Origin of the sequence: Comamonas fluminis (genome assembly GCF_019186805.1) — a bacterium.
Lineage (GTDB): Bacteria > Pseudomonadota > Gammaproteobacteria > Burkholderiales > Burkholderiaceae_C > Comamonas > Comamonas fluminis.
This window is the reverse complement of record NZ_CP066783.1, coordinates 2,630,449-2,643,631: the sequence shown is the minus strand read 5'-3', so window position 1 is coordinate 2,643,631 and position 13,183 is coordinate 2,630,449. Positions and strand designations below refer to the sequence as shown.

The window sequence follows — 13,183 nt, the reverse complement described above, 5'->3', positions numbered from 1 at the left end:
ATGTCGTGGACTCAACGCATCAAAAATGCCTTTGGCTATGGCCAGATCGAAACGGCAGAACCATCTGAGGTGCCGTCGCAGCCGCAACCTGTGCGCGAAGCTGTCAGCGCCCAAAGCAATGGGGAGGAAGGCTGGCGCAGGCTCAGTGGTGGGCTGGAAAGCATCAATGAGCGCGATCTTGCGCCCATGGCTCAAGATCGCATGCAGAAGCTGGCTGAGTATCTGTGGCAGAGCAATCTGCTGGCCAACCGCCTGACCGAGTTGCCGCTGGCCTATTTGCTGGCGGAGGGCGTATCCCTGCAATGCAAGGATGAGGAGCACCAGAAGCTGATCAACCAGTTCTGGTCTGACCCCATCAACAACTGGCCGCTCAAGCTGCAAGGCAGGGTGCGAGCGCTGGGCCTGCTGGGCGAGCAGTGCTATATCGCCAATGTGCGCGAGGGTGACGGCTTTGTGCGCCTAGGCTACCTGGACCCGCGCCAGATAGCCACGGTGGTCAATGACCCTGGCAACCCTGAGCAGCCCATTGGCGTGGTCACTAAGCGCGACAACCGGGGGCGTCAATATAAATACCGCGTCATTGTGCTGGGGGAGGACTCCGAACTGTTCAGCGAGAACACCTGCCGCATTCGCGCTGAAGAATTTACAGATGGTGAGTGCCTGCTGTACCAGCTCAATAAGTTTCCGAACGGCAGCCGGGGGCGCTCTGACTTGCTGGGCCAGATGGACTGGCTGGATGCCTATGACGAGTTTCTGTTCAATGAGCTGGACCGCATCGGCTATCTGCGTTCCTTCGTCTGGGATGTGGAACTGAAGGGTGCAGACGACAACGCTGTCAAAGCCTACGAGAAGACATTTGTGCCACCGGGTCCCAACAGCACCTTTGTCCATAACGACAGTGTGAAGCTGGAGGCCAAGAGCCCCAGTCTGCAGGCGGCTGATACCAGCCAGAGTGCCCGTTTACTGAGAAACCATGTGCTGGGGGGCAGCACCATGCCAGAGCACTGGTTCGGTGGAGCTGGCGATGTAAACCGGGCTGTGGGGGCTGAAATGGGCGAGCCCACTTTCAAGATGTACAGCATGCGCCAGGCCTTCCTGAGGATCATGCTGGAAGAAATTGGCCGCCATGTGCTGCTGTGCCAGGCGCGCACCAAAGGCGAAACACCAGACTGGTCGCAAGACAAGTGGCAGGTGACGGCAGTCTTCCCAGAGCTGCTCAACCGGGATATCACCAAGTTTGCCGCCGCCATGCAGCAGTTGGTCTCGTCTGTCGTGCAGATGATTGATGCGGGCCTTATGACCGAGGAAACGGCTCTCAAGATCGTTGCTGACGTGGCTCAGCGCTTTGGTCAGGACTTTGACGCCAAGGCGGAACTTGAGGCTGCACGCGAAGAGGCTGAGGCGCGCCAGGCCAAACGCGCCGCTGCGGACGTTTTTACCAATTTGCCTGCTGACCTGGTTGCGGCAAAGGCGGAGGCCCAGGCTGCAGCAACGGGCCAAAGCCATGGCTAAAAAGGGCAAAGACGAGCTGGAGCCAGATCAGAAGCCGGATAAAGCGTTTGAGGTGGAGCTGGCCAACCGCCTGCGCGAACGAGCCAAGCTGCTGCTGGCCGGTCAGACGCAAGTGCTGCAGATGCTTAAACAGGCCCGAGATCAGATACTGGTCACGCTGGCAGGCTTGCCTGCCGACTGGCAACAACTGCAGCTATCGCGCCTGTTGGGTCAGATTGAGGATGTGCTGCTGGGAGCCACCAGCAATGCCGGTGCATTGTTCGAGCTGCGTATGCAGGAGGCATGGACCCAAGGCGAAGACTTTATTGACAAGCCTCTGGCCATCATTGGTCACAGGGTAGAGATGCAACTGGCTCAGCTCGACGTGGGTGTGCTTAAGCAAATGAAGGCATTTGGCACGCTGCGCCTGAAGGATGTGGGTAGTGAGGCCGCCCGCAAGATTGGCCAGCAGTTGGGCCAGACCACCATTGGTGCGCAGACTCCGTACCAAGCCATCCAGGCCGTGCAAAAGATTCTGGGTGCTGAATCGCCCAGGCGGGCGGCCACCATCGTGCTCACCGAGGTCAGCCGCGCCTTTGCGGTGGCAGCCAATGAGCGCTTGCTGCAGGCTGAGCCATTGGTGCCAGGCTTGGGGAAGCAATGGCGGCGCAGCGGCAAGATCCACAGCCGCTGGAATCACGACATCATCGACGGCCAGGTGGTTGAGGCAGCCAAGCCCTTCAAGGTGCCCAACCCTGGGGGTGGCTTTGACATGATGCAATGCCCGCATGACCCCAAGGCTCCGGTCGAGCAGATCATCCACTGCGGGTGCATTTCTATCCCCTGGATGAAGAGCTTGAAAGTGATGACGCCTGGTGCTAAGCCCTTCACCGAACGCGAGCTGCAGCTGGATGGACGCAAGGCTGCGCTGGATCAGGCTGCGAAGAAAGCAGGGCGGCGGGTGGAATGAGGCGTTGTACGCCTTTAAACAAGTTGGCTGCGGCTACCCCGTGGGGAACCTGCTTCTATCGCCATGGTGAGCGATTTAAAGATGCTTTAAACGCTAACGTAGGTGCCTAGAATCCTTGTCACAAGATAGGGAGCGTTTATGCAGTCTGGTGAGATTCAGAATTCTGATGAGTGTTTGAAGCCTGTGAAGTCTTTTTTGCGGATGCACTCGGTACTGGTTGGCGGTGTAGTTTTGGGTTTTTTCGTTCTTTGTATATGGTTCCTTTGGGCCATATATGGAGCGCCATACGCTGTTGGAGTGATGTGCAGTGTTTCCGAGGGTGAGTGCCATTTCCTAGCAAAGCTTGGACAAGTGGGAGATTTGTTTGGAGGGGTCAACGCGCTTTTCGCAGCTTTGGCATTTGTCGCGATTGCTATCAGTACTTTTCAAGCTTTTCGGACTTACCGTCAAGATCGTCAGTTGGAGCAAGATGGAATATTGGCTGCCCAAGTCAAGAGCACATATGAGTGGGCTTACAAAGCATTCAGTCAGAATGGATGCCGTCCAAAAGCAGAGGGAGCCGTTTGGTCGACCACAGCTCGTCATTTACTAAGAGCAAAAGCGATTGAGTCAATGATTGAAACAAGGATGTTTCGGTTGATTGCTGCTGAGCATAAAGAATATTGGCGCAGTCAATTCGCTATGGCTTTCAGATTGCCCGATGAGGATGGAAATGACTCCAATTACCGGGGAGACTATTTTGGTTTTTGTGAGTTTGATCATGACCTGGGTGTTCTGGTGCGATATTCGCGGATGGAAAATGATGCTGTGAAAGTTGTGATCTCATTTTCGCAGTGGGATGATTCGGTCGTTGACCCTCTAATTTCCTTGGAGGAAGAGGACATCGTAAATTGGGACCAAGGTATGGTTGGCGTTGCTTTGAAGAAGCACCTTCGTGCTCTGAAAGACAGCCAGGAGAGTGTGTCTAAGGCGTTGGGCGCTGTAAAAGACGCAGCTAATTAGCAATAGCTTTAAGGCCAGCATACGCGGGCCTTTTTCATTTGTGCCCTGATCGGCACAGTCACTCCATCGCAATGCCGTGCCCTGCGGCTTACCTTCGATGGAGTGTTCAATGCCTGGTGAAACCAAAGAAACCCAGCTGACGGCAGCTGAAGCTGCCAAGCGCGTGCAGCGCATCGTCCTTGATCTCGGTGATGGCAAGGACAAGCCCAAAGAAAAGCGCGTCCCCATTTCCGCTGAAGAGGTGCTGTCCTTCAAGGATTACGGCACCCATGTGGTCGTGGTCACCCGCGACGGTCAGAAGTTCACTGGCCAGGCCAAGTAAGCCATGCCGGTCAAGCTCATCCCCCAGGGCACCGGCTTTGCCCGCCTGACGGAGGCGGTTACTTCCGAGTATGGCCAGCTGATTGAGCTGGTGCGCCAGGCGGTGCGCGACAAGCTGCGCCTGACGGTCAATAGCGACTACTACGTGGACATGCGTGGCATCTGGCCTGACCACGCTGTCGTACAGGTAAAGGGGCGCCTTTACAGCTACGCCTACACCGTTGGAGCGGATAACACCGTGGCTCTGGCTGAAGGCGAAGAGGTGGTGGCGCAGTTTCAGCCCGTGGCCGACAAGTCGGCGGCAATCTTCCCCGATATCTCTGAAGCTGACCGCGCTGCAGGCCGAGTCAAGCTTTCCGACGTCGTGCGCGAGTCACTGGAGGATGCAGCTTTCCGCGAAGCCCAGGACGGCACGATCGAAGTCACGCTGATCCGCTCTGGCCGCAGCGGTAACCGCAACTACTACCCCGACCAGGCGCTGCGAGAAGCCGCCCCCATGTTTGAAGGTGTGCGTGTGTTTGCCAAGTCTGACGCCGATCACAGTGCGGGCAAGGGCAAGGACGTTCGCAACCTGATTGGCGGCATTTACAGCGTGCGCTTTGTGGAAGGCAAGACCCCAGACACCGGCAGCCTGGTCGGCACCTTTAAAGCCATCGACCCCAGCGATGCGACGGTCACCAAGATGGTTGGCTCCGTCAAGCGTGGCATGCAGGGGCTGTTGGGCCTGTCGATCGACGCAGAAGCCCGCACCCGTAAACGCACCAGCGGCAGCGAAACCCTGCGCGAAGCCGTGAAGTTCTTCAAGGTGCATTCCGTGGATCTGATTGTCGAGCCAGGCGCGGGCGGTGGCCTGGATCGTTTGACCGAAGCCGCCGCCGATCTATCCCCCTCTGAATCTCAACAAGGAAGCAAGACCATGCCTCTGTGGAAGCAACGCATGCTGGAGGCCATCAAGGCCAAAGACCCGGCGAAGCATGCCGCCGTCAATCAGGACACCATCACTGACGATGAGGTCACCCATCTGTATGAATCTGTTTGTGGCTCCATGGTGGCCGAGCCTGGCACACAGCGCGTGACGGAAGCTGCGGTCGACAACACGCCGCTGACCCGTGCCGACCTGCAGACCTTTGAGCTGCGTGGTGCAGCCCGTGACCGCATCAACGCAGCCCGACTGCCCCAGGCATCCAAGGATCGTCTGCAGGCCCAGGTGGCCACAGCAGGAGCTGACCGCCTGACCGAAGCTGCCGTGGGCGAGCTGATCAAGGGCGAAGGTGACTACGTGGCCCGCTTGACCGAGTCGGGCACGGTGCGTGTGCCTGCCTTTGGCTCTGGCGCAATCACGGTCGAAGACCGTAGCATCTCCATTCGTGACATGCTCAATGCGTTCTTCGACCCGGCTCACAAAGAACACCGTAACGTGCAGTCGCTGCGCGAGTGCTATATCGAGATCACTGGCGACCGTCGTGTCACCGGCCAGGTGCGCGATTGTGATATGGGCCGTATGGCAGAAAGCCTTGGCGTCATGCGCGAGTCGGTCACCAGCAGCACCTGGAGCGATGCACTGGGCGACAGCATCACCCGCCGCATGCAGGCTGTCTACACCGGTTTGACGAAGCTGGATGCCTGGCGACGCGTGGCTAGCAGCGGCCCGGTGACGGACTTCCGCACTCAGGAACGTATCCGTATTGGCGGCTATGGAAACCTGCCTGCAGTTGCCCAAGGTGCCGCCTACCAGTCCCTGAATTCGCCTGGTGATGACAAGGCCACCTTTGCGGTGACCAAGCGTGGTGGTACCGAAGACGTGACGCTGGAAGCCATCAAGAATGATGATGTGCAAGCGTTGCGCCGCATTCCTACCGAGCTGGCACTGGCGGCCAAGAACACGCTCTATGAGTTCGTGTTTGACTTTTTCCGCGTCAACAGCGCGATCTATGACACCAAGGCGCTGTACCACGCTGACCACGGCAATCTGTTCACTGGGGCGCTGACGGCTGAAGAGTTTTCAGCGCACCGCATGGCCATGCTCAAGCAGACCCGTGCGGGCAGCGCCAAGCGTCTGGCCACAGACCCTGCTGCAATTCTGGTGCCGTTTGAGCTGCAGGAAACAGCCTATGACCTGTTTGTACGTGGCCAGAACCTGGACAAGACCTATATCCAGACGATCAACCCCGAGGTGATCCCTGTCAGTTACTGGACCGACAGCAACGACTGGTGCACGGTCGCGGACCCCATGGTGTTGCCGGTGCTGGAGATCGGCTTCCTGGACGGGCGCGAAGACCCTGAGCTGTTTGTCCAGGACCAGCCTAACGGTGGCTCCATGTTCAGCAACGACAAGCTGACCTACAAGATTCGCCACATCTACGGCGGCACTGTGCTGGTCGATGGCGAAAAGGGCACGACCAAGGCGGTGGTTGCCTAGGTGCCCGCCTGATCTGACACCCCACTGAGAGCGAAGGGCCTGACCGGCCAGGGAGTGGTCCTCCCGCATGAATCAACCCGGCCTGACGCGGCCCGGCCCGCCCCCACAAGGGGCGGGTTTGCAAAGCCTCCAGCACACCTGATGCCTGCCGGTGCCTTTGCAAACCTATGGTCGAACCCTCATCTTTAAACAATAGGAGCCGCTGTGGCGCTTGAGGATTTTCAGGAACTGATCAAGGACATGGTCTCTGACCAGGACGATGTGGTCACGGCTGAAGTGCGCGACCGTGCCTTGGATGAGGCACGTATGTGTTACAGCGCCGATGCCCCGCGCCTGGAGCTGGAGGATGTTGTATGGCCTGAAACCGGCGTCTTTGGCCCGGTACCGGATGGCTGGACGGACAGCTCGGTCATCCAGTCCGTGGAGTTTCCGGTGGGCAGGCGACCAGCCTCTCTGGTGTTTGCGGACGCTTACCGCACGGTCACTGGCTGGGGGCTGGAGAGTGAGCAGGCGCTGCCTGCCAATGCTCTGGTCAGAGTCTGCTATCAGCTGCCTCATGCGCTGGATGCCACGGCAGACAGCATCCCTAGACGCCACCGCCTGGCGGTCGCATCGTTTGCAGCTTACCTGTTGTGCCAGCAGCTGGCCACACGCTTTGCCGGTGACCGCGAGACGACGCTGGGCTCTGATATGTCCCGCACCGAGAGCCGCTCGCGCAACTATGCGGCCCGTGCCAAGGATTACAGGGCTGCTTATTTTGCTGGCATTGGTCAGCTGGACCCGGCGCTGCAGGATGCGGTCGCAGGCTCGGCAGCGTCTGCGGTCGTGAGCTGGCCAAAGCGCAACCCACGCCACCGCCTGGTCAGCCGAGGTGGTCTATGAACCTCGACATCAGCCTGGGCGACATGAGCGCGATCGAGCGCGGTCTGCGCGAGGCTCCTGAGTACTCGCAGAAGGTGCTGGAAGCCACCATGCACCAGGCCACGCTGCTGGTGCAGCGCGAGTGGCAGGAGAACATGCCCCGCGTCAGTGGCCTCACAGCTCGCAGCATTACCAGCGATGTGGCCAGTACGCCTGCCGGGGTGCTGGGAATTGTGGGAAGCAGCCAGCCTTCGGCCCTGTTTATAGAGCTGGGCACCGGGCCTCATATGCCACCTATTGCCGCAATGGAACCATGGGTCAAGGCCGTGCTGGGTATCCGTGAGCCCAAGGAAGTCAAGCGGGTGGCCTTCCTGGTCGCCAGAAAGATTGCCCGCGAGGGTACCGAGCCGCAGCGCCCGATGGAGCGCGCCGCCTTGTCCACGCGCAGCCAGGTCATCGCCATGTTCGAGGAGGCGGCGGGCCAGATTCTTCAATTCATTACCGGAGGCAAAGCATGACGGCTGCCACCTTATCCGCAGCGCGCTCGGCCCTGCTTGCGGTGCTGGGCGCTGTGCCTGCTATCGGCATTGTTCACTCGCGCGAGCGCTTTGCCAGTAGCGAGGCTGAGTTCAGAAAGCTGTACCAGTACACCCCGGACCAAGCCGAGGACGCTTTTGGTACTGACCCGCATATCCGGGGCTGGTATGTGCGCCGCACGGCCACCACCGAGGTCAATGCCAATAGCCGAATCATGAATGAGCACCGCTGGTTGATTCGCGGCTACATGGCTTTTAAAGATTCTGTGGAGAGCGAGCTGATCTTTGACGACCTGGTCGAGCGCATTCGCTCTGCCGTGCGTGTTGACACGACGCTGGGCCTGCCTGGTCTGCTGGGCGGATCTATCGAAAGCGAGCGCGGTGTGCAGGTAGCCAGCGCTGGCCCTGTGATGTTTACAGGCCTGCTATGCCACAGCGCCATGCTGGAGCTGAGCACGCGCAGCTGGGTCGACTGGAGGAAAGCATGAAACCTACCCGCCGCAAGGCCACACCTATTGCACAGCCCGCCATGGTCGCCGTGACGCTGGCCAAGGACCACAAGCACCTTGGCCAAGACCTCAAGGCTGGTGCCGAGATCACTGTGCATCCCGATACCGCCCAGTGGCTGCAGGCCATGGGAGTGGTTCCCTTGTCTCAACCTGCAACCCAAACCGTTAATCCAAAGGACTGAGCAATGTCTGAAGTTGACTCCATCATCAAGCGCGTATTTGCCCCTGCCGCACTGGTTGGCCAGATCTATGTTCGTGAATACGGCTCTGCCGGTGCGCCAATGCCGATCGGCAACGTGCTGGCAGCCGAGCTTTCTCACAAGGAAGATGTGAAGAAGCAAAACAATATGACCTCGCTGGGCGGTGGTACCCATGCCGAGATCCGCAAGGTGACCGATGTCGAGTTGTCCATGACGCTGGCAGACATCAACCCCATCAACCTAGCACGCGCTACGCAGGGCACGGTCAGTGGGGTGGAGAGTGGCCAGGCTGTCAGTGAAGCCTTGAAGGTGACACTCGGTGGCCTGCTGCGCACCAAGCACCTGCAGCCCAGCAATGTGGTGCTGACCAAGGGTACGGCTGCTAGTGAAGCCACTGTGACTGATGAAGAGCACCTGGGCGTGAAAAAAGGCGATTTGATCGTTCTGGCACATTCGAAGGCCACAAATGTGACGGTCCGCATTGGAGACAGCGTGGCCACGGCGACCGCGCTTGAAATGGCGGGCAATTACACCTTGACGGAGGCTGGCATCCAGCTCGAAGTTGCCGCACCGGGCGTGACTGATGGCAAGGGCATCTGGGTCAATTACAAATATGCAATCCAGGGGGAGATCATTCCGGCTGCTGGTAACTATGAGGTGCGTCCAGCGGGCATTTATGTGTACCTGGACGCAACGAAGCTGGCAGAAGATGATGAGGTCAAAATCTCCTACTCGCATGTGGGCTACGCGGTGATCGAGGCGCTGACCACCAAGCCAAAGGAGCTGGAAATCATCCTGGAAGGCTTGAACGAAGCCGATGACGGCAAGCTGGCCATTGTGGAAATTTGGCGTGCAAGCCAGGGCGTGGCATCATCCATCGCGCTGCTGCAGGAAAGCGGGTTCATCAATCTGAAGGTGACCGGCTCAGTCCTGATGGACACCACCAAGGTGGGGGATGGCATCAGCAAGTACTACCGCGTGCGCAAGACTTAACGCCGCACTAGACCCTTTAAAAGACTAAGGCCAGCACTCGCTGGCCTTTTTTGTTGGCGCTCAAAAAACGACAGTCATGCCTGAGAGCCGCTTTCGGGCAGCGTCACCGTCTTGGGCTGAGAACAATCTGCAGCCCATTCCAAACGACATAGGCACCCAGCAGGCCATAGGCCACAACAGCCAGTGTCATTCCTGCCCGCGCAGACACCCCTGCGCCGACCAGGACGGCGATGCAAGCAATGAAGGCGATGAGACGTGACATCCCGCCATTGTAAGAAGCCATGACAGATAAGCAAATCAAACTGCAGATTGACGCCGGGGTTAGCGGACAGCAGTCCATTGTTGGCCTGGCTGACGATCTGGAGAATGTTGCAAAAGTCTTGGAAGGGGAAGTGTCTGCAGAGGCGCGTACTGCAGCAGCAAGGCTGCGTGAGCTGGCTGAGCAGGATGCGGCAATCACTACCTTTACAAAGCTGGAGTCGGAGGCCAAGTCCACGGCTGCAGCTTTGCGCCAGGCAGAGGCCGAAGCCAAGAACTATGGCCGTCAGATCACGGCCATGGGGCCGCCCACCGAAAAAGAAGTGGCGGCATTGCGTCAGCTCAATACCACGGTAGATGCTGCGCGCTCCACACTCGACCAGCAAAAGCAGGCTTTGTCAGGGGCACAGGCCGAGCTGCAGCGCTTTGGTGTGGCTGGCCAGAACGCCCAGCAGGCCCAGCAGCGACTGCGTCAAGAGGTCGAATCTGTCCGTGACTCTGTGCAGGGCTTGGTCCCTGCCCATCAAGCAGCAGCTGCAGGCGCTCAAGGTGCCGGTGCCAGCATAGTACGTACCCACCGTCAGATTGGCGATGGCGTGGAGTCCATCAGCCAGCAGCTCGACAGACTGCAAAAGTTCTATGTGGGCTTGCAATCGCTGATTGGCCTGAAGAGTGTGGCGCTGGATTTGGCTGCAACTGCAGACCAGGCCAATAACCTTCAGGGGCGAATGAAACTCGTCACTGGTGAGGGCGAGAACTTCAAGCAATCTTGGGAGGGGGTGACAGAGGTTGCGTTGCGAACGCACAGCGCCCTTGAAGACACTGGTGTTCTGTTTTCGCGCATTGCCCAAGCAGGACTGGATGCGGGGCTCAGCGCGCAGAAAGCTAGTCAGCAGAGCTTGGGCCTGACGGAGACGATCAATCAGACAATCCAAATCAGCGGCTCCAGCACTGAGGCATCTTCTGCAGCTATCACCCAGCTGATTCAGGGTTTGCAAAGTGGAGTGCTGCGCGGCGAAGAATTTAACAGTGTCATGGAGCAGGCTCCACGCTTGGCCAAGGCACTGGCAGATGGCTTGGGGGTGACCACAGGCGAGCTGCGCAAGATGGCAGAGTCAGGTCTGCTGACCACACAGACGGTGATTGCTGCACTGCAGGGGCAAAGTGCTGCTGTTGCTGCGGAATTCCAGCGCCTTCCACCAACGGTGGGACGAGCCATGCAGGACTTGTCCACCCAGTGGAGCCTGTATGTTCAGAAAGTCGACCAGGCCAACGGAGCAAGCGCAGCTGCGGCGAAGGCGATCCAGTTGCTTGCCAACAATCTGCAGAACATTGCAGGCTTGCTGATGGACCTTGGCCAGGCAGCAGCTGCGTTTACGGCTTTGCGTCTGGCGCAGCATTTTCTGGGCATTGGCCAGGCGACTCAAATTGCCGCAACTGGCATTGCTGCAGCCAATGCTCAGCTCGTGGCCACGCAGGCTGCAGCTGCAGGGGCTGCTGCCAGCACAGGTCGCTTTGCAGCAGTCATGGGTGGCCTCAAGACGTTCACGCTTGTCGGCATAGTCTCCAATTTCCAAGATATTGGTAAATGGATCGGTGAGAGCGCTGCCAAGTTGATGGGCTATAAGGATCGCACCGAAGAGCTTGAGAAAGCCGATAAAGCAGCAGCAGCTGCTGCGCGAGAGCTTGCTGCAGCTCGTGCAGCGCAAGCCCAAAAAGAACAAGGTGCTGCAGATAAATTATTTGATTTATCTAAAGCCGCAAGAAATGCCGTTGCTGAATATGACCAACTGACTAAATCGGGAAAAGCCAGTGCAGATGCTTTGAAAAGCGTCACCGAAGGTTTTGATTTAACCAAGATTCAAGGTATTAAGGATTTTGCGGCCACCCTGGATAAATTAGGCGAAACCGGAAAAGTAACTGCCTCTGAAGTTGAGGCTGCCTGGGCGAAAGCATTATCTGGAAAAGATTTAGCGGTATTTGAAGCAAAGGCTCGTGCGGCATTTATTGGCAGCACTCGTGAAGCTGAGCGCCTGGCTCAATTAACTGAGGCGGTGCTTGGCGAGGCCATTAAGCGTGCAGGCCTGGAATATGACGTCCTCAAGGGCAACATCGGTGTGGCATCGCGCAGCGCGATCAATGACACCCAGGCATTGATTGACCAGATGGGCAAGCTCAAGCAGGAGGGTATCGACACTGGCCGAGTACTGACTGCTAGTTTCAGCAAAGCCATTGAAAGTGCCGATAGCGAAGCGGCCCTGAAAGCCATTCGTGACCAGATTGAATCTGTGCGTAGTGCACTGGGTCAGCAACTGACCGATGGCCTGCTTGACCAGGCTAAACGCAAAGCGGATGCGCTCAAAGATGCTTTGGATGCTGCCACGCCAGGCGTCAATAGCGTGCGCGAAGCCCTGAAACAGTTGGGCATTACCTCTGAGGAAACTTTAAAGAAAACGGCAGCAGACGCAAAAGCCGCATATGACGTGCTGGGTGACAGCGGTACCGCAAGTGCGCGTGAGCTGAGCGAGGCTTTTAAAAAGTCGGCTGAATCTGCGATCGCAGCCAATGCTGGTATCGCCCCATCCTGGGTGCAGGTTGAAGCTGCAACCCGTGGATATGAGGTTGCGGTCGACAGCGCAGGCAAGAGCACCTTGCGTTTGAAGGGTGCAGTAGACGATGTCGCTGGCTCACACAACCGTGCAGCCGATGCCGTCAACCGCCACACCTCGGAGTTGGAGCGCTTGAACGCCGAGCGTGAGCGTGGCATAGCCGCCCAAGAGAAGGCCAACGACCTGGCAACGCGTGAGCTGCAGCTGATGGAGGCCAAGCGCAAGGCTGGAACTATCAGCGGTGTCGATGCAGTGCCAGCCTTTGAGAGCCAGGCTCAAGCAGATGCCTGGCTTGCTAAATACAAAGAGCAGTACCAGAAGGACAACCCATTTGCCACTAACAGCATGGGAGCGCTGGGCAATTTGGGCTACGACATGGCCATGTTTGAGTGGGATCGGGAGGTGCGGGCCATGGAGCTGCGCAACACCATGAAGGGCAATGGCAACGCTGAAACCTCCGGCAAGACACCGCTTGAGGCCATGGCGTCACGCCAGGTCTCTACCTTCAATTTGCAGATCAATGGTCAGCCCTATGGCTCTGTCAACACAGACCCTGCAGGAGCGGCATCCATGAATCAATGGCTGGCTGCTGTAGAGCGCCAGAAAGGGGCCTCGACATGATCACCCTCACATACAACGGCACGACTGCCCATATCAGCGATCGCCTGGACTGGCAGGACGAGTTTTCGTGGAGCCCAGTGGATCAGGCCACCAGCTACAGCACCACAGGAGCGCTCCTGGTCGACGTGGCTTTAAAGCAGGCAGGTCGCCCGATCACGCTGATGGGCACCGAGACAGCCGCCTGGATCACTCGTGCCCTGTGCTCAACGCTGCAGGCTTGGGCCGAGCTGCCTGGCATCCAGCTCACCCTGATTCTGCGTGGCCAGGCACGGAAGGTCATGTTTGACCACGCCAAGGGTGGATTTACAGGTCAGCCCGTTTTCAAGCTCCAGGACGGTGAAGAGTCCGACGAGCAGCTCTATCTCCCGACTTTCAGATTTTTAGAGGTTTGAC

At 58.2% G+C, this 13,183-nt stretch carries 13 protein-coding genes; 12 read left to right on the top strand and 1 reads right to left on the bottom strand.

Annotated elements, in window-relative coordinates; all coding sequences use genetic code 11:
- The 10 genes from JDW18_RS12450 (at position 1) to JDW18_RS12405 (ending at position 9,302) form a co-directional block, all read left to right on the top strand.
- A complete protein-coding gene (locus JDW18_RS12450; RefSeq protein ID WP_246609869.1) occupies positions 1–1,512 on the top strand; it encodes a hypothetical protein in 1,512 nt (503 codons plus the stop codon).
- A complete protein-coding gene (locus JDW18_RS12445) occupies positions 1,505–2,461 on the top strand; it encodes a hypothetical protein (protein ID WP_246609867.1) in 957 nt (318 codons plus the stop codon). The genes JDW18_RS12450 and JDW18_RS12445 overlap by 8 nt, the downstream gene beginning before the upstream one ends.
- Before the next feature lie 138 nt (positions 2,462–2,599).
- Positions 2,600–3,463: a hypothetical protein gene (locus JDW18_RS12440; RefSeq protein WP_218239771.1), complete on the top strand. Its 864-nt coding sequence runs from the start codon at positions 2,600–2,602 to the stop codon at positions 3,461–3,463.
- A gap of 109 nt (positions 3,464–3,572) precedes the next feature.
- The gene (locus tag JDW18_RS12435; protein WP_246609865.1) at positions 3,573–3,785 is read left to right on the top strand and encodes a hypothetical protein; all 213 of its coding nucleotides are present in this window, start codon (positions 3,573–3,575) and stop codon (positions 3,783–3,785) included.
- A 3-nt stretch (positions 3,786–3,788) separates the two neighbouring features.
- Positions 3,789–6,203 (top strand): phage major capsid protein, encoded by a 2,415-nt coding sequence (locus JDW18_RS12430; RefSeq protein WP_218239769.1) that lies wholly within the window; start codon positions 3,789–3,791, stop codon positions 6,201–6,203.
- A gap of 204 nt (positions 6,204–6,407) precedes the next feature.
- Positions 6,408–7,085 carry a hypothetical protein gene (locus JDW18_RS12425; protein WP_218239768.1) on the top strand — a complete coding sequence of 226 codons (678 nt, stop codon included), beginning with the start codon at positions 6,408–6,410 and terminating at the stop codon, positions 7,083–7,085.
- On the top strand, positions 7,082–7,582 hold the full coding sequence (locus tag JDW18_RS12420; RefSeq protein WP_218239767.1) for a hypothetical protein: 501 nt from the start codon (positions 7,082–7,084) through the stop codon (positions 7,580–7,582). The genes JDW18_RS12425 and JDW18_RS12420 overlap by 4 nt, the downstream gene beginning before the upstream one ends.
- On the top strand, positions 7,579–8,088 hold the full coding sequence (locus JDW18_RS12415) for a hypothetical protein (RefSeq protein ID WP_218239766.1): 510 nt from the start codon (positions 7,579–7,581) through the stop codon (positions 8,086–8,088). The genes JDW18_RS12420 and JDW18_RS12415 overlap by 4 nt, the downstream gene beginning before the upstream one ends.
- Positions 8,085–8,291 carry a DUF7210 family protein gene (locus JDW18_RS12410; protein WP_218239765.1) on the top strand — a complete coding sequence of 69 codons (207 nt, stop codon included), beginning with the start codon at positions 8,085–8,087 and terminating at the stop codon, positions 8,289–8,291. Before JDW18_RS12415 ends, JDW18_RS12410 begins: the two co-directional genes overlap by 4 nt.
- Before the next feature lie 3 nt (positions 8,292–8,294).
- The gene (locus JDW18_RS12405; protein WP_218239764.1) at positions 8,295–9,302 is read left to right on the top strand and encodes a hypothetical protein; all 1,008 of its coding nucleotides are present in this window, start codon (positions 8,295–8,297) and stop codon (positions 9,300–9,302) included.
- A gap of 656 nt (positions 9,303–9,958) precedes the next feature.
- On the opposite strand, the gene JDW18_RS22595 is transcribed toward JDW18_RS12405, so the two are convergent.
- Positions 9,959–10,192, bottom strand: coding sequence for a hypothetical protein (locus JDW18_RS22595; RefSeq protein WP_246610591.1), 234 nt, complete (start codon positions 10,190–10,192; stop codon positions 9,959–9,961).
- A gap of 9 nt (positions 10,193–10,201) precedes the next feature.
- Here JDW18_RS22595 and JDW18_RS12400 point away from each other — a divergent pair, with 9 nt between their 5' ends.
- Positions 10,202–12,790 carry a tape measure protein gene (locus JDW18_RS12400; protein ID WP_246610536.1) on the top strand — a complete coding sequence of 863 codons (2,589 nt, stop codon included), beginning with the start codon at positions 10,202–10,204 and terminating at the stop codon, positions 12,788–12,790.
- Positions 12,787–13,182, top strand: coding sequence for a hypothetical protein (locus JDW18_RS12395; protein WP_218239762.1), 396 nt, complete (start codon positions 12,787–12,789; stop codon positions 13,180–13,182). The genes JDW18_RS12400 and JDW18_RS12395 overlap by 4 nt, the downstream gene beginning before the upstream one ends.
- The last annotated feature ends 1 nt before the right edge of the window (position 13,183 follow it).